The organism is Yinghuangia soli, assembly GCF_021502675.1.
GTDB lineage: Bacteria > Actinomycetota > Actinomycetes > Streptomycetales > Streptomycetaceae > Yinghuangia > Yinghuangia soli.
In genome coordinates this window covers 618400-644034 of the sequence record NZ_JAKFHA010000001.1, presented here as the reverse complement: position 1 = coordinate 644034, position 25635 = coordinate 618400, and the positions used below count along the sequence as shown (strand labels likewise).

23 protein-coding genes are annotated in these 25635 nt (G+C 71.9%); 12 read left to right on the top strand and 11 right to left on the bottom strand.

Features of this window, described 5'->3' with window-relative positions; genetic code table 11:
• Positions 1 to 57: 57 nt before the first annotated feature.
• The 6 genes from LZ495_RS02785 (at position 58) to LZ495_RS02760 (ending at position 6361) form a co-directional block, all read left to right on the top strand.
• Positions 58 to 1260 (top strand): homogentisate 1,2-dioxygenase, encoded by a 1203-nt coding sequence (locus LZ495_RS02785; protein ID WP_235050206.1) that lies wholly within the window; start codon positions 58 to 60, stop codon positions 1258 to 1260.
• Entirely contained in the window at positions 1257 to 2153 is an 897-nt protein-coding gene (locus LZ495_RS02780; RefSeq protein WP_235050205.1) for a hypothetical protein, read from the top strand. The genes LZ495_RS02785 and LZ495_RS02780 overlap by 4 nt, the downstream gene beginning before the upstream one ends.
• A complete protein-coding gene (gene fahA, locus LZ495_RS02775) occupies positions 2150 to 3373 on the top strand; it encodes a fumarylacetoacetase (protein WP_235050204.1) in 1224 nt (407 codons plus the stop codon). Before LZ495_RS02780 ends, fahA begins: the two co-directional genes overlap by 4 nt.
• Before the next feature lie 20 nt (positions 3374 to 3393).
• Complete coding sequence (locus LZ495_RS02770; protein WP_235050203.1) at positions 3394 to 4164, top strand: CoA transferase subunit A; 771 nt, start codon at positions 3394 to 3396, stop codon at positions 4162 to 4164.
• Positions 4164 to 4799: a CoA transferase subunit B gene (locus tag LZ495_RS02765; protein ID WP_235050202.1), complete on the top strand. Its 636-nt coding sequence runs from the start codon at positions 4164 to 4166 to the stop codon at positions 4797 to 4799. Before LZ495_RS02770 ends, LZ495_RS02765 begins: the two co-directional genes overlap by 1 nt.
• Before the next feature lie 104 nt (positions 4800 to 4903).
• A complete protein-coding gene (locus LZ495_RS02760) occupies positions 4904 to 6361 on the top strand; it encodes an oxidoreductase (protein WP_235050201.1) in 1458 nt (485 codons plus the stop codon).
• A gap of 41 nt (positions 6362 to 6402) precedes the next feature.
• Here LZ495_RS02760 and LZ495_RS02755 read toward each other — a convergent pair whose 3' ends face one another.
• The 4 genes from LZ495_RS02755 to LZ495_RS02740 form a co-directional block, all read right to left on the bottom strand.
• Positions 6403 to 7401, bottom strand: a complete 999-nt coding sequence (locus LZ495_RS02755) for a helix-turn-helix domain-containing protein (RefSeq protein WP_235050200.1) — start codon at positions 7399 to 7401, stop codon at positions 6403 to 6405.
• 399 nt (positions 7402 to 7800) lie between these two features.
• Positions 7801 to 10074: an ArnT family glycosyltransferase gene (locus tag LZ495_RS02750; protein WP_235050199.1), complete on the bottom strand. Its 2274-nt coding sequence runs from the start codon at positions 10072 to 10074 to the stop codon at positions 7801 to 7803.
• Positions 10071 to 11441, bottom strand: coding sequence for a bifunctional glycosyltransferase family 2/GtrA family protein (locus LZ495_RS02745; RefSeq protein ID WP_235050198.1), 1371 nt, complete (start codon positions 11439 to 11441; stop codon positions 10071 to 10073). Before LZ495_RS02745 ends, LZ495_RS02750 begins: the two co-directional genes overlap by 4 nt.
• 162 nt (positions 11442 to 11603) lie before the next feature.
• A complete protein-coding gene (locus LZ495_RS02740) occupies positions 11604 to 12119 on the bottom strand; it encodes a hypothetical protein (RefSeq protein ID WP_235050197.1) in 516 nt (171 codons plus the stop codon).
• Positions 12120 to 12327: 208 nt separating this feature from the next.
• On the opposite strand from LZ495_RS02740, the gene LZ495_RS02735 reads away from it, so the two are divergent.
• The 5 genes from LZ495_RS02735 (at position 12328) to LZ495_RS02715 (ending at position 17989) form a co-directional block, all read left to right on the top strand.
• Positions 12328 to 13686 carry a GlnX family signal transduction membrane protein gene (locus LZ495_RS02735; protein WP_235050196.1) on the top strand — a complete coding sequence of 453 codons (1359 nt, stop codon included), beginning with the start codon at positions 12328 to 12330 and terminating at the stop codon, positions 13684 to 13686.
• A 113-nt stretch (positions 13687 to 13799) separates the two neighbouring features.
• Entirely contained in the window at positions 13800 to 15191 is a 1392-nt protein-coding gene (locus LZ495_RS02730) for an ABC transporter substrate-binding protein (RefSeq protein WP_235050195.1), read from the top strand.
• 221 nt (positions 15192 to 15412) lie between these two features.
• On the top strand, positions 15413 to 16183 hold the full coding sequence (locus tag LZ495_RS02725) for an SDR family oxidoreductase (protein WP_235050194.1): 771 nt from the start codon (positions 15413 to 15415) through the stop codon (positions 16181 to 16183).
• A gap of 28 nt (positions 16184 to 16211) precedes the next feature.
• A complete protein-coding gene (locus LZ495_RS02720) occupies positions 16212 to 17075 on the top strand; it encodes a helix-turn-helix transcriptional regulator (RefSeq protein ID WP_235050193.1) in 864 nt (287 codons plus the stop codon).
• A 134-nt stretch (positions 17076 to 17209) separates the two neighbouring features.
• Positions 17210 to 17989 (top strand): SDR family NAD(P)-dependent oxidoreductase, encoded by a 780-nt coding sequence (locus tag LZ495_RS02715; RefSeq protein WP_235050192.1) that lies wholly within the window; start codon positions 17210 to 17212, stop codon positions 17987 to 17989.
• A 9-nt stretch (positions 17990 to 17998) separates the two neighbouring features.
• Here the strand turns inward: LZ495_RS02715 and LZ495_RS02710 are convergent, their stop codons facing one another.
• On the bottom strand, positions 17999 to 18481 hold the full coding sequence (locus LZ495_RS02710) for a nitroreductase/quinone reductase family protein (RefSeq protein ID WP_235050191.1): 483 nt from the start codon (positions 18479 to 18481) through the stop codon (positions 17999 to 18001).
• Positions 18482 to 18710: 229 nt separating this feature from the next.
• Here LZ495_RS02710 and LZ495_RS02705 point away from each other — a divergent pair, with 229 nt between their 5' ends.
• Complete coding sequence (locus tag LZ495_RS02705) at positions 18711 to 20774, top strand: protein kinase domain-containing protein (RefSeq protein WP_372498506.1); 2064 nt, start codon at positions 18711 to 18713, stop codon at positions 20772 to 20774.
• Between the two features lie 132 nt (positions 20775 to 20906).
• On the opposite strand, the gene LZ495_RS02700 is transcribed toward LZ495_RS02705, so the two are convergent.
• The 6 genes from LZ495_RS02700 to LZ495_RS02675 form a co-directional block, all read right to left on the bottom strand.
• Positions 20907 to 22322 carry an FAD-binding oxidoreductase gene (locus LZ495_RS02700; RefSeq protein WP_235050190.1) on the bottom strand — a complete coding sequence of 472 codons (1416 nt, stop codon included), beginning with the start codon at positions 22320 to 22322 and terminating at the stop codon, positions 20907 to 20909.
• 253 nt (positions 22323 to 22575) lie between these two features.
• Entirely contained in the window at positions 22576 to 23091 is a 516-nt protein-coding gene (locus LZ495_RS02695; protein ID WP_235050470.1) for a hypothetical protein, read from the bottom strand.
• Positions 23092 to 23248: 157 nt separating this feature from the next.
• Positions 23249 to 23482, bottom strand: a complete 234-nt coding sequence (locus LZ495_RS02690; RefSeq protein ID WP_235050189.1) for a hypothetical protein — start codon at positions 23480 to 23482, stop codon at positions 23249 to 23251.
• Positions 23483 to 23604: 122 nt separating this feature from the next.
• On the bottom strand, positions 23605 to 23877 hold the full coding sequence (locus LZ495_RS02685; protein WP_235050188.1) for a hypothetical protein: 273 nt from the start codon (positions 23875 to 23877) through the stop codon (positions 23605 to 23607).
• A gap of 545 nt (positions 23878 to 24422) precedes the next feature.
• Complete coding sequence (locus LZ495_RS02680; RefSeq protein ID WP_235050187.1) at positions 24423 to 24974, bottom strand: hypothetical protein; 552 nt, start codon at positions 24972 to 24974, stop codon at positions 24423 to 24425.
• 144 nt (positions 24975 to 25118) lie between these two features.
• Positions 25119 to 25517, bottom strand: a complete 399-nt coding sequence (locus tag LZ495_RS02675; protein WP_235050186.1) for a hypothetical protein — start codon at positions 25515 to 25517, stop codon at positions 25119 to 25121.
• Positions 25518 to 25635 lie beyond the last annotated feature (118 nt).

Sequence of the window (25635 nt, the reverse complement as noted above, 5' to 3'; positions counted from 1 at the left end):
CTCGGCAGTGCGGAAGTCGTCAGCGTGGACGACAAGCCACAGACAAAGGTGTGAGTCATGGCCTACTACCGGCGCCTCGGGTCGGTGCCGCACAAGCGGCACACCCAACACCGCACCCCGGACGGGGGCCTCTACTACGAAGAGCTGATGGGCGAGGAAGGCTTCTCCTCGGATTCCTCGCTCCTCTACCACCGGCACATCCCCTCCGCGATCGTGGGCGCCGAGGCGTGGGAGCTGCCGGACCAGGCGACCACCGCCAACCACCCGCTCAAGCCGCGGCACCTCAAGCTCCACGAGCTTTTCCCCGGCCAGGAGTGGAAGGCCGCCGACGCCGTCACCGGGCGCCGCCTGGTGCTCGGCAACGCCGACGTGCGCATCTCGTACGTCGCAGCCGGCGCGCCCAGCGAGCTGTACCGCAACGCCATAGGCGACGAGTGCGTCTACGTCGAGTCCGGCGAAGGTGTCGTCGAGACCGTCTTCGGCGCGCTGACTGTCGGCCAGGGCGACTACGTGATCCTGCCGCGCGCCACCACGCACCGCTGGGTGCCGACCGGCGATGCCCCGCTGCGCGCGTACTGCATCGAGGCCAACAGCCACATCGCGCCGGCCAAGCGCTACCTCTCCAAGTACGGCCAGCTCCTGGAGCACGCCCCGTTCTGCGAGCGCGACCTGCGCGGCCCGGACGAGGTGCTGACAGCCGAGGGCGAGGACGTCGACGTGCTGGTCAAGCACCGCGGCTCGCAGGGCGGCCCGGTCGGCACGCGCTACACGTACCCGAACCACCCCTTCGACGTGGTCGGCTGGGACGGGTGCCTGTACCCGTACGTCTTCAACATCGCCGACTTCGAACCCATCACCGGGCGCATCCACCAGCCGCCGCCCGCCCACCAGGTCTTCGAGGGTGCGAACTTCGTGATCTGCAACTTCGTGCCGCGCAAAGTGGACTATCACCCGCTGTCGATCCCGGTCCCGTACTACCACTCGAACGTGGACTCCGACGAGGTCATGTTCTACTGCGGAGGCAACTACGAGGCCCGCAAAGGCTCCGGCATCGGCCAGGGCTCGATCTCGCTGCACCCGGGCGGGCACGCGCACGGCCCGCAGCCCGGTGCGTACGAGCGCAGCATCGGTATCGACTTCTTCGACGAACTCGCGGTGATGGTCGACACGTTCCGCCCGCTCGAAATGGGCGAGGGCGGCCTCGCCGCGGAGGACTCCGGGTACGCCTGGACCTGGTCGGGACGGGGGCCGGCCCGATGAGCGCACCCGAGCCCGGGGTCATCCCGCCGCTGTTCGCCGGCCTCGTCGACGACGCGGCCGTCTTCCCGCCCGGCAACCTCCCGCTGCCCGAGGCCGTCGCGGCCCACCGGCGGCACCGCGCCGCCTGGTACGCCGACCTGGTCGGACCGTTCCTGGTCGGCAGCGGCAAGATCGCCGAACTGACGGAACTTGCCGACCCCGCCGACCCGCTGCGGGTGGCCGTGGTCGTCGCGGGCGGCGCGGAAGCCGTCGGCCCGGCGCTCACCGCCGTGCTGGCCGCCCCCGGCCTGGTGCTCGCCGGTGCGGAGACCGCCGGGGACACCGCCGCGGTCATCGCCGCGTACCACGAGTTCCTGCCCGAGGACCTCTCCGGCGCCGTCGAGGTCGCCTACGACGACGACCTCGAAGCCAACCTGGAACTCATCGCCGCCACCCGGCACCGCGCCAAGTTCCGCACCGGCGGCGTGGTCGCCGAGGCCTTCCCGAGCCCCGAGGCGCTCGGCCGCTTCCTGTGGCTGTGCGCTGCCCGCTCGCTGCCGTTCAAGCTCACCGCCGGGCTGCACAACGCGATGCACCACACCGACCCGGAGACCGGGTTCGTGCACCACGGCTTCCTCAACGTCGCCGAGGCCACCCTCGCGGCCCGCCGCCAGGGCCCGTACCTGTGGGAAGGCGGCCGCGAGATCGGCGAGTTCGCGGCGATCCTCGCGGACGAGTCCGGCCGGCTCGCGGACCGGATCGGCCGGGCCGCCGCCCCCGAGGCCCCGTACACCCGCGAGCTGTTCACCGGATTCGGCAGCTGCAGCATCGACGAACCCCTCGACGACCTCGTCGCCCTCGGCCTGGTCGCCCGCCCCGCCGCCCCCGCCCGTACCAAGGAGCAGCATCCGTGACCACCACCTGGCTCCCGGTCGCCGCCGACTCGCCCTTCGGCATCCGCAACCTGCCGTACGGCGTCTTCACCACCACCGAGGACCCCACCCCGCGCATCGGCGTGGCGATCGGCGACTTCGTGCTCGACGCGGGCGCCGTCGCGCAGGCCACCGGCTCCGACCACACCGGCCTGCTGGACGCCGCGAACCTCAACCCGCTCATGGCCGCGGGCCGCGCCGTGTGGACCACGGTCCGCGCCGAGATCACCGCCTGGCTCACCGACGAGGCCTACCGGCGCGACGTCGAGGCGAACCTGGTGCCCCGTCAGGACGCCGCCCTGCACCTGCCGTTCGAGGTCGGCGACTACGTCGACTTCTACGCATCCGAGCACCACGCGAGCAACCTCGGGCAGATCTTCCGCCCGGACAGCGAGCCGCTCACCCCCAACTGGAAGCACATGCCGATCGGCTACCACGGCCGCTCCGGCACCATCGTCGTCTCCGGCACCGAGATCGTCCGCCCCTCCGGGCAGCGCAAGGCCCCCGCCGACGCCGCCCCCGCGTACGGCCCGTGCCTGCGCCTGGACATCGAGGCCGAGGTCGGCTTCGTGGTCGGCAAGGGCAGTGAGCTGGGCAGCCCGGTCGCCCGCGCCGACTTCCGCGAGCACGTCTTCGGCGTCTGCCTGGTCAACGACTGGTCGGCCCGCGACATCCAGGCCTGGGAGTACGTGCCGCTCGGCCCGTTCCTCGGCAAGTCGTTCGCGACCTCCGTCTCGCCCTGGGTGGTCCCGCTCGACGCCCTCGCGCACGCCTGGGTCGAACCGCCCGCGCGCGACGTCGAGCCGCTGCCCTACCTCGACGACCGCGGCAGCACCCCGGATGGCCTCGACATCGCCATCGAGGTCGCCCTCAACGGCCACGTCGTCTCCCGGCCGCCGTTCCGCACCATGTACTGGACCGCCGCGCAGCAGCTCGCGCACATGACGGTCAACGGCGCCTCGCTGCGCACCGGCGACTTCTACGCCTCCGGCACGGTCAGCGGCCCGGAGCGCGAGGAGCGCGGCGCGTTCATCGAGCTCACCTGGAACGGCCGCGACCCGGTGAAGCTGCCGGACGGCTCGACCCGGTCCTACCTGGAGGACGGCGACGAGGTCGCCATCACCGCGACCGCCCCCGGCCCGGACGGCACGCGCATCGGCTTCGGCGAGGTCGCCGGCCGCATCACCCCCACCCGCGGCTGACCCGACCCGAGAGGATTCCCATGGACAAGGTGGTCGCCACGGCGGCCGGCGCGGTCGCGGACATATCCGACGGCGCGTCGATCGCGGTGGGCGGATTCGGACTCTGCGGCATCCCGTCCGTCCTCATCCAGGCGTTGTACGAACAGGGCGCGAGCGGCCTGTCGGTCGTCTCCAACAACTGCGGCGTCGACGGCCTCGGCCTCGGCGTGCTGCTCGGCGCGGGCCGCATCGCCCGCGCCACCGGCTCGTACGTCGGCGAGAACAAGGAGTTCGCCCGGCAGTACCTGGCCGGCGAGATCGAGCTCGAACTCACCCCGCAGGGCACGCTCGCCGAGCGCCTGCGGGCCGGCGGCTGCGGCATCCCCGCCTTCTACACCCCGGCCGGCGTCGGCACCCAGGTCGCCGAGGGCGGCCTGCCGTGGCGCTACGACGCGGACGGCGGCGTCGCGGTGGCCTCGCCGCCCAAGGAGGTGCGGGTCTTCGACGGCGTCGAGTACGTCCTCGAAGCGGGCATCACCACCGACTACGCGCTGATCCGCGCGGCCCGCGGCGACCGGCACGGCAACCTGGTCTTCGACCGCTCGGCCCGCAACTTCAACCCGCTCGCCGCGATGGCCGGCCGCATCACCATCGCCGAGGTCGAGGAGATCGTCCGCCCCGGCGAGCTGGACCCGGACGAGATCCACCTGCCCGGCGTGTTCGTGCAGCGGGTTGTCCCGCTGACCTGGGAGCAGGCCGCGGAGAAGCACATCGAGAAGCGCACCGTGCGCGCGGCGGAGGCGGGACGCTGATGGCCTGGACACGCGACGAGATGGCGGCCCGCGCGGCCGCCGAACTCACCGACGGCGCCTACGTGAACCTCGGGATCGGGCTGCCCACGCTGGTGCCCAACCACATCCCGCGCGGCGTCGAGGTGGTCATGCAGTCCGAGAACGGGCTGCTCGGCGTCGGCCCGTACCCGTACGTGTACGACGTCGACCCGGACCTGATCAACGCCGGCAAGGAGACCGTCACGCTCCTGCCGGGCGCCAGCTGCTTCGACTCGGCGCTGTCGTTCGGCATGATCCGCGGCGGGCACATCGACGCCGCGATCCTGGGCGCCATGCAGGTCTCCGCGTCCGGCGACCTCGCCAACTGGACCATCCCCGGCAAGATGATCAAGGGGATGGGCGGCGCCATGGACCTCGTGCACGGCGCCCGCCGGGTCATCGTGCTGATGGACCACGTCGCCAAGGACGGCAGCCACAAGATCGTCGAGACCTGCACGCTGCCGCTCACCGGCAAGGCCTGCGTGCAGCGCATCATCACCGACCTCGGCGTCCTGGACGTCACCGAGGACGGCCTGCGGCTGGTCGAACTCGCCCCGGGCGTCGAGGAGTCCGAGATGCGCGACAAGACCGGGCCGAAGATCCTCGACCCGCTCTGACCGCCCCCGCGCGCCGGACATGGCTCGGGCGAACCTGCCGCGGGGCGGGTCCGGCACCATCGGACCCGCCCCGCGGCGCATCCCGTCCCGTAGGCTCGCTGCCCATGGCCGACGGCATACCCGCCCACCTGGGCACCCTCGGGCGCGCCGAGCAACTGCTGTGGGACGCCTACCCGCACGGCGGCACGGTCGACGTGTCCGCACTGCCGGACCCCGAACGCACCCTGCGCGGCGCCGTCGTCGCCGCCCTGCTCCTCGGCGCCCGCGAACCCGACCCGGGCCGAGTGCCCGCGGTACGCCTCACCGGCGCCGCCGTCACCGGCCCGCTGGACGTCGGCGGCGGCAGCGTCGACTGCGAACTCGCCCTCACCGGATGCACCCTGACGGACACTCCGGTCTTCTCCGAGGCCACCCTCCGCAGCATCGCCCTGCGCGACTGCCGCCTGCCCGGCCTGCGCGCCGAACTCGCCCGCTTCGAAGGCGGCCTGCTGATCAACCGCAGCACCGTGGCCGGCCAGATCCGCCTCACCCGCTCGACCATCACCGGCGAAGTCCACCTGGACGGCTCCCAGGTGACCGGCGGCCCCGGCAAAGTCGCGCTGTTCGCGGGCGGACTCGTCGTGGAGAGCGCGTTCTTCGCCATGGGCGGCACGGTCTTCGACGGCGGCGTGCGCATCCCCGGCGCCCGCCTCGACGGCGGCGCGTTCCTGCAGGGGGCCGTCCTGCGCAATCCCGGCGGCGAGGCCCTGCACGCCGACAACCTCGCCACCCACATACTCGACTGCACCGGCCTGACCGCCGAGGGCATGCTCCGCCTGAAGAACATCACCATCTCCGGGGAACTCATCCTGGACGACGTGCACTTGTCCAACCCCGGCGCGGTCGCCGTGCACCTGGGCCGCGCCGAGGTCGGCTACCTCACCTTCCGCCCCGGCAGCCCTGTCGCCGGACGGGTCAACATCACCTACGGCCAATACGGCGTCATCCTCGACGACCCCGCATCCTGGCCTGCCGACCTGGGCCTGGACGGCACCGTCTACAACGCGGTGCAGATGGCCGCCCGCCCGCTCGCGGTGGTCGACCGGCTCGACTGGCTGAGCCGGGACTCCAGCGGCTACCGGCCCCAGCCGTACGAGCAACTCGCCGCCTACTACCGGACCATCGGCCACGACGACCTCGCCCGCCGCGTCCTCCTGGAAAAGGAACGCCGGCACCGCCGCACCCTCACCCCGCTGCGCCGAGCCCTCAGCTGCTTCCTCGACTGGACGGTCGGCTACGGCTACCACCCGGCCCGCGCCCTGCTGTGGCTGCTCACCCTCGCCGTGGTGGGCGCCGTGGTCTTCTCGCTGGACCGGCCCGCCCCCACCGGGAGTTCCGCGGGCACCTTCAACGCCGTCGTCTACACCCTCGACCTGCTGCTGCCGCTCAGCGTCTTCGACCAGCGCAGCCAATGGACGCCCATGGGCGCCTCGGCCTGGGTCGGCTACACGCTGCGCGCCGCGGGCTGGCTGCTCACCACCGCGGTGATCGCCGGCCTGACGCGCGTCCTCAACCGCCGCTGACCTTCCGGCGCCGGCCTTCCGGCGCTGACCTTGCGACCGCGTCAAGGCAGCGAGTCCAGGTCCAAGGCGTCGGGGACGTGGATGGACCCGAGGTTCTGGCGGCGCCACTCGCCCGGCGTCACCTGGTACTCGCTGCGGAAGCGCCGCCCGAAATGGGTCGGGTCGGTGAAGCCCCAGCGCCGCGCGATGTTGGCGACGGTACGGCCCGAGGCCGCCGGGTCGGCCAGCTCGGCGCGGGCCCGGCGCAGGCGTTCCGCGATGATCCACTGCCGCAGGCTGAAGTCCGCCTGGGCGCACACCTTGTAGAGGTACCGCACCGAGATGTTGTGCGCCGCCGCGATGCTCTCCGGGGACAGGCCCGGCTCGCCGAGATGCGCGCGCACGTACGCGCGGACCCGGGTCAGGAGCGTCTCGGCCAGCACGCGGCGGGCCTGCCGGCCGTCCGCCCGGCCTGCCGACACGAGCAGCGCGCGGGCCAGGTCGGTGGTGGCCGCGCCCACGTCCGGCGCGGACGGGTCCGCGGCCAGCACCTCGGCGTCCGCGGCGAGGCGGCGGACGTGGTCGATCATCAGGCCGTACAGCGGACTATGCGTCATCCCGGACATCGCGCGCTGCACGACCTCGACGGAAAGGCCGAGCTGGTCGATCGGGACGTGCAGGGTCTCGCAGCCGCCGTCGCCGGACCAGGAGAAGTCGTACGCACCGCTGATGTCGGCCAGGATCATTCCGCCCTGCGGCACCTGCTGTTCGGCGTGGTACTGGGCATGCCGGACCGTGGCGCGCGTCTGCACGGAGAGCGCGATGGACGGGCCGATGCCCTGGCGCGCCTGCTTGGGCGTGCGCAGCAGCCGGAACCCGGTGGCCTGGGCGCGCACCAGTCGGGTGTCGCCGAAGAACCACTGCTCCATGAGCATCCGGATGCCGCGCTCGGGTGCCTCGTGTATGACGTACGACGGGGCAGTGGCCTCGATCATGGCCGTGTGCACGGCGTCGACGCGCTCGCCGGCGGGCATCGCCGCCGTGTCGATGAGGACCGCCATCGTCCCAACCTCCCGAGTGACCGAGTGCACAGTGAGCCGAGAATTGTGCGTGCACAGCCCAGTAGACCCCGAATCGCGATCCTAGAGTCGAAACTCGCCTGCAGGCACCGGGTGGCGGATCCGGTGCGCCCGCCAGGCGGGGCGCCCGGTCTGCGCCCGCAAGGATGCGTACGAAGCCTTCCCGCCGGAGCCGGACCGCCCCTGGGCCGGTTCCTCGCCCGGGAAAGGCTCCATACGCGCGTGTGGGCCGCGATTCGCCCCCGGGTCGCGGCCCGCATCCTTTCCACCCGGATGGCGTGATGCTTCCGGGTGGTACTCCGCCGAAGGCCGCCGGCCCGGTCGATGGCGGTCGACCGGGCCGGCGGCGTCCGTGGTGCCCGCGACACTCGTGCGGGTCCGTCAGGAGGCGGCGGCGCCACCCGAGTTGGGCTGCGTCAGGTCGTAGACGGTGACGCCGTCCACGGTCTGCGCGGTGAAGTTGGCCTGCACCCACGCGCTGATCTGCGACGAGACGTCGCTGCCGCCGTTGCTGCCCGGGCCGCCGGTGCCGGTGACCGCGAACGAGTACGTGCCGTTGCCGTCCGGGCCCATCCGGACCGGTCCGCCGCCCCGGCCTTCGCCGACGAAGTAGTGGATCTTCCCGTCCGCGACGTACTTCTTGAACTGCTCGAGCGAGGGCGCCGGGTCGCTGCCGTTGAACCCGCCAATGGCCATGACCGGCTTGCCGGTGGCCAGCTGGTAGCCGGCCGCGACGTTCGAGCCGACCCCGGCCGCCACCCACGTGTAGTCGGACGCGTCCTTCTTGAGCAGCGCGGTCAGCTCCTTGCCGGGCTTGCTGCCGTCCAGCAGGCCGCCCGCCTCGTTGTTCGGCATGCCGCGCGTGCCGTCGGGGCCGAAGGTGACCGCACCGCCGGGACCGCCGGGAGCGCCGCCCGGGACCGGCGAGCCGCCGTTCTGGCCCGGGGCCGGACCCCCGCCGCGGTTGCCGCCCGGACCGCCGGGTGCTCCGCCGTTCTGGCCCTGCCCGTCGGGCACCTGACCCGGCGGCAGCATCTGCATGCCCTGCGGGCTGCCGTACGGACCGGGCCCGAAGAGCTTCAGCCCGCCCGGCCCGCGGCCCGAGGCCGGCCCGGCGCCCGGGATCGCGCCCGTGTGCGGCGTGTTCATGGTCTCCACCGCATAGGCCGCGGGGCCGGCGAGGATCGCGGTCAGCGTCAGACCGGCCGCAGTGCCCGCCACGAGGCGTGCGGAGAACCGGGTGGTGGCCAGGATCGCGGCCGCGGCGAGGACGCCGGAGACCACGACCACCCAGCGCAGCCACGGGTTCCAGTCGGGCGTGCGGTCGAGCAGCACGTACGCCCAGTACGCCGACCCCGCCACCGTCGCGGCCAGCACCAGCGCGGCCTTCCAGGACTTCCGCTTCTCCCACAGCAGCACGCCGCCCATGCCGACCAGCGCACCGACCGCCGGGGCCAGCGCCACGCTGTAGTACTCGTGGAAGATGCCCTTCATGAAGCTGAACACCAGGGCCGTGCCGATCAGCCAGCCGCCCCACAGCACGAACGCGGCACGCTGACCGTCCGACATCTTCCGGCGCCGGGTGACCCACAGGCCGGCGAGCAGCAGCGCGAGTGCGGCGGGCATGAGCCACGAGATCTGGCCGCCGTTCGACGGATCGAAGAGCCGGTCCCAGCCGGTCTCGCCCCACCCGCCGCCGCGCATGGTCGGCATCTCCATACCGGACGGCATGTACCCGGCGGTCCGTGCGCCGCCGCCCCCGACGCTGCCCGTCTCGTCGCCGTTGAGGCGGCCCAGGCCGTTGTAGCCGAGGGTGAGTTCGAGGATCGAGTTGTTCTGCGAACCGCCGATGTACGGGCGCGACGACGCCGGCCACAGCTCCACGGTCAGGATCCACCAGCCCGCCGACACGACCACCGCGGCACCTGCAGCGAGCAGCTGCCAGATGCGCCGCCACCAGCCGGTCGGTGCGAACAGCAGGTACGTCAGCGCGAACGCGGGCAGCACCAGGAAGGCCTGGAGCTGCTTCGCGAGGAACCCGAAGCCGAGGAACACCCCGGCCCAGACGAGCCACTTCGTGGACGCGGTCTCCTGCGCCCGCAGCACCGCGTAAGCGGCCGCCACCATGAGCAGCACCAGCAGCGCGTCCGGGTTGTTGAACCGGAACATCAGCGCCGCCACCGGAGTGAGCGCCATGACGGCACCCGCCACCAGGCCGGCCGCCGGGCTGAACCGGCGCCGCACGGTCAGGTAGAGCAGGCCGACCGCGGCCACGCCCTCCAGCGCCTGCGGGACCAGCATGCTCCAGGAGTTCATGCCGAACATGCGGGCGGACAGCCCCATGACCCACAGCGAGGCGGGCGGCTTGTCGACGGTGATGAAGTTCGCCGCGTCCGAGGAGCCGAAGAACCAGGCCTTCCAACTCTCGCTGCCGGCCTGGACGGCGGCCGCGTAGAAGGTGTTCGCCCAGCCGGACTCGCCGAGGCTGTAGATGTACAGGAAGCCGGTCGCGGCGAGCAGCGCCAGCAGCGCCGGGCGCACCCAGCGCTGGTCCGCCTCCCGGCCGCGCACCAGGCGCAGCGCCCAGGCCTTGATGATCTGCGGCTCGGACCGGCCGGGCACGGCGGCGGCTTGCTCGGGATGGATCGTGGTCATCGGGTGGCCTCGGAAGTGGTGTCGGGGACAGGGGAGTCGGAGCCGGGAGCAGGGGAAGCGGAGTCGGAGCCTTGGTCGGTCGCTGCGTCCGCATCCGCGTCGGATGCGGATCGCGTGCCGCGGAACACCCACACCCGCAGGAGCAGGAACCGCACGAGCGTGGCCAGCGCGTTCGCCGCGACCAGCGCGGTCAGTTCGACGGCGCGCGAGGCCCCGGGGGCGGCCACGTGCAGCGCGCCGAGCGCGAGACTGGTGACCGCGAGGCCGAGCACGAACGCCAGGCCGCCCTGGGCCTGGTGCCGCAGCGCACCCGAGCGCCCGCGTACCCCGAAGGTGAAGCGGCGGTTGGCCGCGGTGTTGCCGACCGCGGTGACCAGCAGCGCCAGCGCGTTCGCGAGCAGCGCGGGCATCGCGGTGCGCAGCAGTGCGTACAGCCCGACGAAGGCCAGCGTGCTGAGCACCCCGACCAGCGCGAACCGCGGAATCTGGCGGCGCATCCCGGTGGGCAGCCGGGCGTCGCGCGTACGCTCCGACATCGGCGCCCGGAAGGTGCCCGCGGTGATCCGCCGCGCGACCCGGGCCATGCCGCGCAGGTCGTCCACCGCGGTGCGCAGCACGTCGACGCGGCTGTCCGGGTCGTCCACCCAGTCCACCGGCACCTCGTGGATGCGCAGCCCGGACCGCTGCGCGAGCAGCAGGAGTTCGGTGTCGAAGAACCACGCCTCGTCCTCGACATGCGGCAGCAGCGCCTGCGCGACCTCGGTACGGGCCGCCTTGAAGCCGCACTGCGCATCGGAGAACCGCGCGGCCAGCGTGGCGCGGAGCAGCAGGTTGTAGGACCGGGACACGAACTCCCGCTTGGGACCGCGCACCACGGCCGACCCGCGGGACAGCCGCGAGCCGATCGCCACATCGCTGTGCCCGCTCAGCAGCGGGGCGACCAGCGGCAGGAACGCGTCGAGATCGGTGGACAGGTCGACGTCCATGTACGCGACGACATCCGCGTCGCTGGCCGCCCACACCTTCCGCAGCGCCCGGCCGCGTCCCTTGAGGTCCAGGTGCACGGCCCGCACATGCGGGAGTTCGTCGGCAAGGTAGGAGGCCACGTGCCAGGTGCCGTCCGTGCTCGCGTTGTCCGCGACGGTGATCCGGAAGGCGTAGGGGAATTCCGCGATGAGGTAGCCGTGCAGCCGCCGGACGCTCTGCTCCAGCACGTGCTGCTCGTTGTAGACCGGCACCACCACATCCACCAGCCGCTGCCGGCGGCCGTTCGGATGCGCTGGTACGCCGGGACGGGGAGAGCTCGGCGGCGTGCTCGGCGGCTCAGGCGCGTCGGCACTGGTGTCGAGTGCGGTCGAGTGGGTCATGCAGCAAAGTTCGGGCCGCGTACTGGGAGCCTTCTGAGCCGATCCTTAACACCGCATGAGAAAGCACGGCCACTTTCCCGACCCGCAGGGCGAAAGCCCCGATAAGCCCCCCTCGAGCACGTCGGCGCTGTTGCGCAGCCGAGCGGCGGCCGCCGCGAAACGTCAGAACGCGATGCCGGCCTTGAGGCAGGCCCTGCGGTACTCGAGGCCGACAGCCCGGAACTCCTCCAGCACCGCACGGCTCGGCAGCTCCGTGCGCCAAATGCCGTCCCGTGGGATCTCCCGCGGACGGGGCTTGGCCCAGTACCAGGCCATCCGGGCGCCTTCCTGCTGCTCGGGGGTGCCGGTACGGACGTAGCCAATCAGCGCGTCGTGCACGGTCCGGTATCCGAGGGCCGCCACCAGAGGGTCGACGAGGCGGCGGACGCCGTCGGGACAGGTGTCGTGGACCGCCGCGAGCAGGAGCAGGTCCGCGTGCTCGCGTACGCCGTCCAGGTCGGCGAGCAGCACATCGGCCAGGAAGGTGCGTTTCACGTTGCAGCGGACGAGCGGGTGCTCGGGTTCGAAGCCGGGCGGCTCGGGCGGGTACGTCCAGTTGGGGGCGAAGAGCGCGAGGACCTCGTCGAGCAGTTCGCCGGAACGCATCCAGCGGCCGGGGGCAGTCGCATCAACCGACATGGCGTGGGTCCTCCCGGGCAAGGCCTTCAGCCCGCTCATCGACAAGGCAACTGCATTATGCAGGCGGGCATTTACCCTGCCCTGGCGGGCGAACATCCGGCAACCGGGCTGTAACACGTCCGGTGACGGGGCGTCAACGGGGAGTGCCGTGTGGATCGTGGGGGCTTGGTTTCCTAGGGTGGCGGGGACGTCGAGGGGAGCGTGCTCCATGACACCTCGTACGACTTCGGTGCCTATGCCGATGACGGGGGCGCCGGCCGGCCCCAGCGGGCCTGCCGGGGCGGTCGCGGCGGCCGGGGCGGTTGCGGTGGGCAAGCCGCGTACGCCCACGCCGCGGCGGTTGCGGCTTTTCGCGGTGCTGCTGGTGCCGCTGGCCGCGCTGCTGGCCGCGGCGACCTGGATCCGGGTGGACCAGGCGGGCCGGGAGGCCGATGTGCTGCGGGACCGGCGGCTGCCGGCGGTCGTCGCGCTGGAACAAGTGGCCGCGGCGCTGACCGAGGCGGACCGGGCCGCCGGGCGCGAACTGGTTTCCGGGGCTTTCCCGTTGACCGGTCCGGGCACCGACTACCAGGACGCTGTCAAGACGGCGGGCCAGGCCCTTGCCGATGCCCGCGACAACCTCGGCCCGGGCTCCGCGGCGCGGTTGAGGGCCGTGGACGGGCTCATCGTCGAGTACACCGGGCTGGTCGGCGTCGCCCAGTCCGGCCGCGAAGGGCCTTTGGCGGTCGCGGGGATCGTATACGCGTCCGACCTGCTGCACGCGCCCGATGCCGGAATCCTGGTGCGGCTGGCGGAGTTGCGCGACGCCGAGCTGGCCGAGATGCACAAGACCCGGGACGGCTACTGGACTTCGCAGGCCGCGATCCTGCCGTTCGCGGCGTGTGCGGTGGGGGCCTTCGTGCTGCTCTTGTGGGCGTCCCTGTATATACGCCGCCGATTCCGGCGGCACTTGAACATCCCGCTCCTCGTCGCGCTGGCCGCGGTTCTCGTGTTGTCGGGCTGGAACGGCGCGAACGCCGCCCGTACCGCGGAACGCATGGACTCCGGCGCGGGCGGCGGCACCACCCGGGTCACGGAGCTGTGGCAGGCCCGTACCGCGGTCCAACGCGTCGTGGGCGCCGAGACGTTGGCACTGGCGACCCGGGGCGTGGGGGCCGACCATCGCGCCGCGGCCGACGCCGCACTCGCGCGCATCGCCGGTCCCGCGGTCCCGGACCCCGAGACCCGCCGCGACGCCACGGCCATGGCCGCCGTCGTCGCTGAACTGCGGGCCCGCGGCTACGGACCCGAACCCGGACCGGGCGCCGACCTGACCCCCAGAGACCCCGAGACGGTACGCCGCCTCGCGGGCGGCGCACCCGACTCCCTGGCCGGCCTGGCCGCGCACGCCGACGAGGAACTCGGCAGCTCGGCCGCCACCGCCCGCCGCACCGCCGACCGGGACCTCGGCCAGGCCGCCGCGGACCAAGGCCTGGCGGTGGGCGGCCCGGTGCTGTGCGCGGTCGTCCTGGGCGCCGGGCTGTGGGGGCTGTGGCGCAGGTACGACGAGTACCGGACTGGAGGTTGACCGTGGGCCCGGCAGCTGACCGCCCCCATACCCGTACGCGTCCCCGTATCGGTACGCGTCGCCGTATCCGTGCGCGTCCCTTCATGCGTACGTGTCCGCGCCCCCGCGCCCGTGTGCGCCCAGGTGCCCGGCGCCGGCTCGCGCTCGCCGGTGCCGCGCTCCTCCTGCTCGCCACCACCGCCACGACGGCCGCCTGCACCCCGGACGGCGGCGGCCGTTCCGTCACCGTGCTCGGGACGTGGACGGGCGCCGAGGCGGCCGCTTTCGAGGACGTAGTGGCGCCCTTCGAACGCCGTACCGGCATCGACGTCCGCTACGAAGGCACCCGCGACGTCGACGCCGTCCTCGCCGCCCGCGTCGAGGACGGCACACCGCCCGACCTGGCCGCCCTCTCGTCCCCGGGCGACCTGATCCGCTACGCCCGCAACGGCCGGCTGGTGGCCCTCGACGGCATCCCCGGCCTCGCCGAGAGCGACAAGGCGTACGCCGCCGACTGGGTCACCTTGGGGCGCGTCGACGACGTCCGCGTCGCCGTGGTCGTCAAGGCGGCCCTCAAGAGCCTGGTCTGGTACGACCCCAAGACGCTGGCCGCGCACAACCTGCGGCCGCCCCGGACGTGGCAGGAACTCACCGCTAGCGCAGCCAAGTTGGCCGAGCAGGGCGTGGCCCCGTGGTGCCTCGGCCTGGCGTCGAGCTCGGCGTCCGGCTGGCCGGGTACGGACTGGATCGAGGACATCGTCCTGGCGCGCTCCGGCCCTGAGGTCTACGACCGCTGGACGGACGGCAGGCTCCCGTGGACCGCACCGGAGATCCGCGCCGCGTGGCAGACGTGGGGCGAACTCCTCGGGATCGGGCGTGCGGGCGGGGGAGACGGGCCCGGGACGGGTGCAGGCGCCGGAGCAGGTTCGGGAGCGGGCACGGGTTCGGGCACCGGTTCAGGGAACGCCGCCATGTCCGCGCTCCTCACCCGCTACGACCAGGCCGGCGCCGGGCTGGTCGCCGACCCTCCCCGCTGCGGCCTCGAACACCAGGCGTCCTTCGCGGCCGCCTGGTACGAAGGCGCCCCTAACAAGCCGCTGCCGGGCGTGGACTTCTCGTTCGCGCCCTTCCCGGTCTTCACCGACTCCCAGGGTGCCGCGCGCCCCGGGCCCGAGGTCCGCGAGGTCGCGGGCGACGTCATGGCGATGTTCGACGACACCGACGAGGCACGGGAGTTGATCGCCTACCTGGCCGGCACCGAGGCCCAGACCCTGTGGGTCCGCGAAGGCGCGATGAGCCCGAACCGCGGGGTCCCGGTCGACGCGTACCCGTCCCACCCGGTCGCCCAGGCCCTCGGCCGCGCGCTCGCCGAAGCCGAGGCCATCCGCTTCGACGCCTCCGACCGCATGCCCGCCCCGATGCGCGGCGCGTTCCACCGCGCGGTCCTGGCGTACATCGCGGACCCGTCCGACCTGGACGCGATCCTCGCCGACCTCGACCAGGCCCGCATCGCCGCCTATCCGTGAGTGCCGCTTGCCCGTGAGTGCCGCTTGCCCGTGAGTGCCGCGTGCGCCGCGCGGCGCGTCGAGGTGGTTCCGGCAGACCCAGGTTCCGGCCGACCCAGGTCCGGGCGGGCACTGGGTGGACCGCCGAGACCGGCGCAAGATCGTGGATGTCCCGAGGAGACGGGACCGCGGACCGGCCGCAAAGGCCTCCGCGACCACGACGCACCGAGGAGCATCCCGCCATGGGAACCACGAACAACCAGCCCCTGCTCGGCCGTACCGCCGTCGTCACCGGCGCGTCGAGCGGCATCGGCGAAGCCACCGCGAAGCAGCTCGCCGCGCAGGGCGCCCGCGTCGCCCTGCTGGCCCGGCGCGCGGACCGGCTCGCCGCGACGGCCGCCGCGATCGAGGAAGCCGGCGGCACGGCGCTCGCCGTCGCAGTCGACGTCACCGACGATGCGTCGGTACGGGCGGCCGTGGCCAAGGTCGAAGCCGCGTACGGCGCGGCCGACCTGATCGTCAACAACGCGGGCGTGATGCTGCCCGCACCCGTCACCGAGCGCCGGTTCGGGGACTGGCAGCGGCAGATCGACCTGAACGTCACCGGCGTGCTGCGCATCATCGACAGGTTCCTGCCCGGGCTGGAGAAGGCCGCCGCGGACGGCCGGACCGCCGACCTGATCACCATCTCGTCGGTGGCCGCGGACGAGAAGTTCCCCAACTTCGCGGTGTACTGCGCGACCAAGGCCGCGGTCAGCCACCTGTCCGCCAACATGCGGCTCGAACTCGGCGGCCAGGGCATCCGCGTCGCGGCGATCCACCCCGGCATCGTGCTCAGCGAACTGCAGGAGCACGTCCAGGACCCGGGCGCGACGGCCTGGCTGGAGGAGACGATCGCGTCCATCGAGGTCCTGGTCGCGGACGATATCGCCGAGATCGTCGCCTTCGGCGCGGGCCGTCCGCGGCACGTGAACCTCTCGGAGATCACCGTGTACCCCACCGCCCAGGTCTGACCTGCGGACGTGGTGGCACAGTGGGGTGATGACCAGCCCCGAAGCCACCCCGGCCGACCCCTCGCAGCAGCGCCGCGAAGCCCTGCGCGACTTCCTCCGGGACCGGCGGGGGCGGCTCACGCCCGAGGACGTGGGCATGCCCCCCGCCGGCCGGCGGCGTACCCCGGGGCTGCGGCGCGAGGAAGTCGCGGTGCTGGCGGGGGTCGGGGTGTCCTGGTACACGTGGCTGGAGCAGGGGCGGGACATCACGGTCTCGACCGAGGTGCTCGACGCCATCGCGAGCGCGCTGCGGCTGGACGGGCCGGAGCGTACCCATCTGTATCTGCTCGCCGGCCTCAACCCGCCGCCCGCCGGCAGCGCGTCTCCGGCGGAAGTCACACCTGAGATCAGGCAGTTGCTGGACGCGTGGGCCCCGCGTCCCGCCGTGCTCCGCGACCGTTCGTGGAACGTCTTGGCCTACAACGACGCCGCGCGCACGGTCTTCGGCTTCGACGGCACGGCACGCAACTGCCTTGTCACGTACTTCACCAATCCGCGGTACCTCGCCATGCAGGACGTGTGGGCGGCCGGCGCCCCGGCGGTGGTGGCGGCGTACCGCGCCGACGCAGGGCACGCGCCCGGCGACCCGTCCTTCGCCCGTGTAGTGGACGAACTCAGCGCCGCGAGCCCGGCATTCGCCGACCTCTGGGCCTCGCACGACGTCGGCGCCCCGGCCCAGGCCGTGAACGCGCTGCGGCACCCGGAGGCCGGCGAGCTGTTCTTCGACGCGACGACCCTGACCGTCGCCGACCACCCGTACTGGCACGTGGTGCTCTACAACCCGCGGCCCGGCACCGAGACCGAGGCCCGGCTCGCAGGGCTCCGCCACCTGCGGCTCGCTGCGCCTGCCTGAGGCGCCACCTACGGCGTGCTGCGTGAGGCGGCTGCCTGCGGCCGGCCGCCCCGGCCTGAGGCTCATCCTGGTGGTGCCACACCCACGATAGACGCGCACTGTATGGCCGCGGCCCGCCGCCGCACGCTTGATCCATGACGCACACCACCTCCCGCTTCGGCGGCAAGATCGTCCTCGTCACCGGCGGCACCAGCGGCATGGGCCTGGCCACCGCCGCCCGGCTCCTCGACGAGGGCGCCCACGTGATCATCACCGGCCGCGACAAGGCCCGCCTGGACCGCACCGTCGAGGAACTGTCCGTTACCTATCCGGCCGACCGCATCCTCGGCATCCCCGCCGACGCCACCGACTCCACCGCCCTGGCCGCGCTCTTCACCGCCATCCGCACCCGCCACGGCCGGCTGGACGCCGTCTTCGCCAACGCGGGCATCGGTGCCTTCCAGTCCATCGGCGACGTCACCGAGGCCGAGTTCGCCCGCGTCGTGGACGGCAACCTCAAGGCCACGTTCTTCACCGTCCAGCAAGCCCTCCCGCTGCTCGCCGACGGGGGAGCAGTCCTGCTCAACGCCTCCTTCGCGGTCCACCACGGCGTCCCCGGCACCGCGCTCTACACCGCCACCAAGGCCGCCGTGCTGTCCATGGCCCCGGCCCTCGCCGCCGAACTCGCCCCGCGCCGCATCCGCGTCAACTCGATCAGCCCGGGCTACACCGACACCCCGGCGTACCGGGCCGAAGCCTCCGAGGACGCCCAGGCTGGGGTGGGCGCGGTGGTCGCCGCAGGCCGCGTCGGCACTCCGTCCGACATCGCCGCCGCGGTCGCCTTCCTGCTCTCCGACGACGCGTCGTACATCAACGGCCAGGACATAGCCGTCGACGGCGGCCTGACCACGGCCACCCCGGCGCAGCTCCTGTGAGCCGCCTGCTCACGCCGCCGGTGCGTCCCGGGGCTCCAGGATGACCACAGCGGTCTCGCCCGGCCGGCGCGTGGCGTACCCGTCGAGGTTCTTGTCGACCTCCTGCCACCGCGCCCAAAGCCGCTCGCGCTCCTCGCCGACCGCGGCACGGCCGCGGACCAGCCGGCGGCCGTCCGGGACGACGACCACCACGTCCGGCTCCGCCTGGAGGTTGAGCCACCACGCCGGCTCTGCGGCACCCCAGCCGTTCATCGCCAGGGTGACCAGGTCGGGGCCGTCCTCCAGGTAGCCGAGGATCACACTCCGCGGCTGCCCCGACCGGCGGCCGGTCGTCGTGAGCTGCATCGTCCCCCAGCTCTTCTTCCCGGGGCGCCACAACCCGACCCGGCCGCGGAAGATCCGGTAGGCGGCCCGATGCCCCTTCCAGAACATCCGAATGAACCAACGCGGCGGCAAACGCGGCGACTTCGCACTCTCGGGCTCCTGCGTCATGCGCACAAGCATGCCCGTCGGACAGGTGGCGCCGCGCGGAGACGGTCGACGTCGATGTCTTCCGGATTGCCCAGGACCTCGCCGACAAACGGCTCGGTGTTCAGCGCGGAGGCAGGCCAGCCCCCGGGGAGGCAGTTTCCGTGACTGTCGCGGCTCGCGGCTGCACTGGAGTGGCTTCGAGCGGCGCGAGATGTCAGGTGCGATGGCTTTCCCCAAGCCTCGCCGCCCCGTGATCCGCGATGATGTGACGACCCATCAAGGCATGGACTATTACGGGATGTTCGGGGGGAGCATGGCAGCTCAGGAACCACTCGCGGAGTTCGCACGGGAGCTTCGGCGTCTCCGTGCCGACGCTGCCGATCTGCCGACAGGTGAACTTGCCCGCCGCGCCGGCGTGGATCAGGTGATCGTCACTGCTGCCCTCACCGGGGCACTCCTGCCTCCGTGGCCGGTCGTACTCGCGCTGGTGGAGGCGTGCGGCGGGACTGCGGCGGGTTGGGAAGACGCGTGGCGCTCCGCGGCGCAGGCGCAGGTAGCCGGCGCCGAGACCGTGGTGCGCCCAGTCGATGCAGATGACGCACAAGGCGTTGCGTCGTCCCCCGCATCCGCGCCGCCGCCCACCGACCACCGGCAGGGACCACCTCCGCGCCCGACCGCGCTTCCACGCGTCGGCGGGCGCGTCGACGTGTCGGACTGGCGGGCCGTGGCGGACCGTGCCGCGCTGCGGCCTCTGACGCAGGACGACCCGCGCACGGTCGGCGGATACGTGCTGCGGGCTCGCCTGGGTGCTGGCGGGATGGGCCGCGTCTACTTGTCCACGACTCCGGGCGGACGTCCTGTCGCGCTGAAGGTCATACGCGACGAGTTCGCCGAGGACCCCGAGTTCCGTCGCCGTTTCCGACAGGAAGTCGACGCAGCGCAACGTGTTCACGGCGCCTACACCGCACCGGTTTTGGACGCTGATCCGGAGGGACCGCGTCCTTGGCTGGCCACCACGTACGTCGCCGGCCCGTCCCTGAACGAAGCGGTCCACCGACACGGGGCGCTTCCGGCGGACACCGTGCTGGTGCTCACCGCGGGCATTGCCGAAGCACTGCAGTCCATCCACAAGGCCGGGGTTGTCCATCGTGACCTGAAACCGTCGAACGTACTCCTTGCCGCCGACGGCCCGCGCGTCATCGACTTCGGCATCGCCCGAGCCGCCGCGGCCACCTCCCTGACCGGGTCCAACGTCGTCATCGGGACGCCCGCGTACATGGCCCCCGAACAGGCGCTGGGCCGCACCGCAGGGCCCGCGACCGACGTCTTCGCGCTCGGTGCCCTGGCGGTGTACGCGGCGACGGGAACAGGCCCATTCGGCGACGGCAGCGACACGTCCATCCTGTACCGCGTGGTACACGAGGAGCCCGATCTCGCAGCCGTACCCGAACCGCTGCGCCAGGTCATCGTGCAACTGCTGGCCAAGGAACCGGGGGAGCGGCCCGACCCGGAACATGTGATCGAGCTTTGCCGGAACGCCTCGGCGGACTCCCGACTGAGCATCGCCGAAGGCTGGCTTCCCGACACCCTCACTGCGGAGATCGACAATCGCAAGAACGAGCGCATGCCCCCCGTTCCATCGGACCCGCGCAAGCGCCGGCGCCTGGCCCTTGCAGGGGCCTTCACGACCCTGGCTCTCCTTGCCGTCGGAGGCGTCACCTACGGACTGGCGAAGGACGGCGGCAAGGGGAACGGCGGTGCGGCCCAGGGCACTGGCGGACCCCTCTCGGCGAGCGTGGGCCCGACGCACCTGGGGCTGCCTACCTCCTCGCCGTCACCATCCGCCTCGGCCGCGACCGCCGCTCCCCAGACCTCGCGGCCCGCACCCCCCGCTCCCCAGCCGATCGTCTACGACCGCATCGACCTGCCCGAAGGCCGGGGGCTCGATCTTTCCGACGACCCACTACGGCCGAAGACCGACAGGTTCGCCGATATCGTCTACAAGCCCGAGTCGTACAGACCGGACGCGGACGGATTCGTCAACCTCGAAACAGGTTGGGACAGCTACCTCGTGCTGCTGGACGGCAACACACCTGGCTCACTGGACGAGTGCAGAACCAACACCCAGGAGGCCTCCTCGATTCCCCGGGCCCGACTGGTCAAGAACGCTCAGGTATGCATGATCACGAAGCCCGGGCACATCGGGCTGATCGAAATCCTCGGCTACGCACCAGCGGACTCGCCCAGTCAGTACGTGTCCATCAAACTCACCGTCTGGCTGAACGCCCAACCGCTCACCACTCCCCGCCCCTGACCTGCAGGCCGCGTGGCTGCTGACGCCTCGGCTGATGGCATGTGGCTTGTGCTCGACGGAGGGCGAGGGGCGCTTCGAGCCTGGTGAGATGGCATCCGGACACTGGGCAAGACGCAGACCTTGCCCGGCTGCTCAAGCCCGGGACACGGACTGCGGGAAGTCGAACACGCCGTCCGGGTCGTACTTCTGCGCCACGCACTTCAGCCGGGGCAGGTTGGCGCCGTAGTACGCGTGTCCCCAGTCGGGCAGCGAATCGTCGATGTAGTTCACGTACGCGCCGCGGGCGCCGAGCGCGGCCAGGCCGTCGCGGACGGCGTCCACCGAGGCCTTCGCCTGAGGGGCTCCGGAAGCGGAAGTGGACGCGAATATCTGGGCGCTGGCGAGGGACGAGCGGTGCGGATAGGCGGTGGCGTCCGGCGCGAGATCGGCGACCGCGCCGCCGAGCGAGTCCAGTAGCAGGTCGACGCCGGACCGGTCCCGCATCAGCTCGACCACGGCCGCGGCGTCCAACGGGTCCGGCCCGAGGACGCGGGATACGGCGACGAACGAGTCGCGCGGCAACCGCCCGCCCTCCCACGTCGGATGGCACTGCGCGATGGTGTCCCGCGCGCAGCCGCCCATCCACTTCATGGCGTCCAAGGCACCCAGGACCTGGACCGTGGACGTCGGCTTGGCCCCGGCGGCGGCGATGAGCCGGTCCAGCAGCGGGCCCGCACCGCCGGGCTCGCCGGCCCAGCAGCCCACCACCCGGCAACCCGGCGTACTGCCGCCGGATATCTGGCAGCTCGCCCAGAGTTCGCGCGGCGCCGCGGGGAACCACTCCTGCCACGCCCCGAGCACCGACACCGCCGAACCGGCCGGGAACGCCAGCGAGAACACCGTCAGATCCGACGCAGCCGCGGTGCGGAACTCGAACTCCGTGACGACAGCGGTGTTTCCGCCTCCGCCGCCGCGCAAAGCCCAGTACAGATCCGGCTCGCAGTCCGGCGTGGCCGACACCGCCCGGGAATCGGCGGTCACCACGCGGGCTGCGGCCATCCGGTCGCAGGTCAGTCCGTACGCGCGGGCGAGGACGCCGATCCCGCCGCCGAGGGTGAGCCCGCCGATGCCCACGGTCGGGCAGGTGCCGCCGGGCAGGATCCGGCCGGCCCGGGCGAGCCCGGCGTACACCTCGATCAGCCGGGCCCCGGCGCCGACCCGCGCGGTGCCGTCCGGCAGCACCTCGACGCCCGCCATCTCCCGCAGGTCGATCACCAGACCGGCGTCCGGGACGCTGTAGCCGAGGTAGCTGTGCCCGCCGCTGCGTGCCGCGATGAGCAGGCCGTGCGCACGGACCACCGCCAGACAGGCCTGGACCTCGTACGCGGAGGCGCTGCGCGCGATCGCGGCCGGCTTTTGGTCGTCGTACAGCTCGTTGAAGCCGAGGCGTTCGACCGGGTAATCCGGATCCCCGGGAAGCACCAGGCGCGCACCGAGCAGCCGCCGCAGCACCCGCCAATCCGGCGGCATCTTCGCACCACCGGCCATACGGGTCGGCCAGGCATTCATCCCACGCCTGCCGGCCGTCGTGGCCCCTTGGGCCCCCGATATACCCGCAAGAGCAGCCCAGCCGACAGCGGCCGATGCACCCAGAAAGGCCCTGCGATGAATCGGCATGCGCACATCTCCGTCACGATGGCCACCGCCCACTCGTCCGCCCCGGGGCGCCTCCGTCGAACGCTAAGCACCGGAAGCCACCGCCGCGCGCCGGACTGCGCCGTCCGGGGGAGTCCGACCTCGGCAACCCACGGCGCACCGACGCTCACGAACGCAGGCAGTGGCGTACGTACTCGGGGTGCCGCTCGCCGACTTCGATGGTGTTCTCGTCGAGGGCATTGGCAATATCGAAGCGACCGCTAGGGAACGCGAACTCGACGGCGACGGTCCCGGCGGCGACATCCCGGACATCCGACGGCTGCCACACCAGCAGTGCGGCTTCCTGGAGCTCCTGACCGACGAAGGGCTCCAGGCGTTCATGTCTGTCCGACCATGCGGGAGTCGACTCGAACCACTCCCACCCGGAAATCTCGGCGCCGATGTCGACGGTATTCCAGCCGATCGACAGCTCGTCGAACTTGGTGTGGCAGATCTCCACCCGCACACCTTCGAAATCGAGGACCACAGGGCAGTCCGCGTACCAGTCGCCGTCCTCCACGAACCGCACCACTGCGAAACCGCTCAACCGCCGCCCGGCCAGCGCCGCCAGCCGCGTGCCGTGCTCCGCCCGAACGGCTTCGAGCCCCACCAGAAACATCGGCTCGAAGCCGGAGATACCCATGAACACGCCGGGACCGCCTTCGCATCGGAGAGCGCCGGCCCCAGACTCACGTGATTCCCGTCCGAGCGCACCCCGATTACACCGCGAAGGCCGACTCGGAGGCCTGCCGCGCCCCTGGACCGCGACGCCTACCGCTCACGCATCCCCCGTCGAGGGTTTACTTGGTAGCGGCGCGGATTTCGTCCAAGGCGGTGCGGTAGGGCATATGTTCACGTGCTTCGCCCAGTGCGGCGTGTTCGGCGCAAAACCACTCCGCGCCTACGCCGCTGCCTTCGACTCCCGGCTCGCTGTGATAGTCGGCGAAGTACACGTACGTGAAGTGGTCGATCGGGCGGTCGCCTTCGACGTCGCGCAATGTCTTATGGCAGACGAAACACCAGGGGGGCATCATGCGGTGGTTCTCCTTCGGGTTCGGGGAGGGCTGACGGTCCTGACGGACTGTCGCGAAATCGGGTCTTGTGTCGATTGCGTCCGCAGAGCTTTGAAGGTGGTCGGTGCGAGTCCGGCAACGCCCTACTGCGCCAGTTGCGTCAGATCGTCGACGCTGGGGGCGGTACGCGCGGAACCAAGGGGGATGCGGCCGGTGCGTGGCTCCTCCGGCATGTCGGTCCAGGCGCGCAAGGCTTCGAGGGCGGTCAGCCCTTCGGCCTTGCTGCGGCGGAGGCGGGCGGACCAGGCGACAGCCGTGTTCCATCCGTCGTCTCCGGCGGCATCCGCGGGGACGAAGCCCGCTGCCTCTTCCGTGATCGACACCCACAGGTAGCCCAGGGTCTGCCCGTCGGCCACCGCCGGCGCGTACCGGATCGCGGTGTCGCACGCGAATGCGTACGCGTCCGGTGCCCATAGCGTCCGGAACCGGGGGGTTTCGGAGAGCGGTCCACGCGGGCCCGGTCTCTCGGCCCGGTCGTCTGCACTGGGCGGCACGCCTTCTCCGTTCGTCGCTCAACCGGAACTTCCCGTCACCTTGGTGGAGTTCTCCCGGTGGAGACAAGCCAGGGAGGCGAGAGCGCAGCCAATCCGCGCCCTCCGGCTTTTCGGCAGGGTTCCCGGCTCGCAACTCTGGTGGCTGCGACATGAGGCACCACACGCGCCGCGTCCGACGCCGATCAGGCGCCGCAGGCCACAACGCGCGGGTCTGCAGCCATCCAGCGTTTCGGCACGAGGGCCCGGGTTTCCCGGCGGCGGTATGCGGCGTATGGATCCGCGGTCACAGCATGTCCAGCGTCATGGCCGCCAACCGTCCGGCGCTCAACGTCTGATCTGTGGCCCGCGGCCACCACCTGCGCAACAGGTTCGACGTCGGCAGTGCTCCCTGCCTTGACTCGACCTGCTCAAACGCTTCTGTACCGTGCTTCCACCGCACGCGCGTACCTCTGGGCTTGGTCTCGACCCAGATGCCTCGCACCCGATTCACGGAACAGTCGCGCGATCTCATCGTTCAGCAGGAGGTCCGGGCATATCTCCGTCAGGTTGTCCAAGGTGCCCCGCATGAACAGGCCGACAGCCTGGGCGAGATCGGCGAACGAGCACTCCGACTTGCGACTGTCGTGGCCGCACGACACGGTAACGGCGTCCCCTGACCGCTCCAGACCTACTCGCCAGCTGCTGCCCGGAGAATCGACCGCGGCCGCGCCCTCCATGGCCAGCATCTTCACGGCGAACTCCAATGACATTGCAAGATCCAAGACAGGCACCGCGACCCGGCTGAGGTCGAGTACTCCCACACGGAATACGACGTCCGCGGGGAAATATCGCTCACGGATCCTCCACGCCTCCTCGGCGATGATTGACCTCGACGTATCCGCATTTTGCAACGAGCGGTACGTTTCCCCCAGCGGGTCGAACCGGCAAGAGAGATTAACCGGGTGCATGAAGCCAGTCATGATCTCCAGGCTACAGAGGGGGTGCTCACCTCACCGCCGGATTTTCTGACTGCGCTACGGGGCTGCCCACCGTTGACGAACGAATGGGAGTGAACACCTCCGTGCGGGCGCACCCCGATCACGCCGAGAAGGCGGCCGGGCCGCTCAGAGTTCGTACGGCCACAGGCTTACGCAGTTGCGCGGGGCGCGGATCTCGACCCAGGATCCGTGCGCTTCCGGGGGTGGTGCGGGAACGGCGAGGTCGAACAGGATCTGGCTGTCGTGCAGGGTGAGGACGGCTGCACCGTCCTCGGTTACGTACAGCCGGCCACGGAAGACGATGTCCTCGCCTTCCTCGCGGACTTCGGGGGTGGACGAGGGGGAAGGCCAAGCGTTCCGCAGCCAAGCGATGTCGTCGTCGACGGTCCATTCGACGTAGTGCTGCTGCCCGGCGGTGGTCGGCGGGCCGCGCCAGACCACGACCGCAGACCCGACGTCGGTGCGGACGCGCACGGCTGCACCTGCTTCTTGCTGCCCCAGCACCGCGTCGATGTGAACTTGCATCCGGTCATCATCCCTGCGGTGATCGCGTCTCGCGATCATGTTTGTGGCGCGGCCGGTCCGAAGGCCGGCCGCGCCACCCGCACCCCGACGCCTACTGCTCACGCGCCGCCGGCGAGCG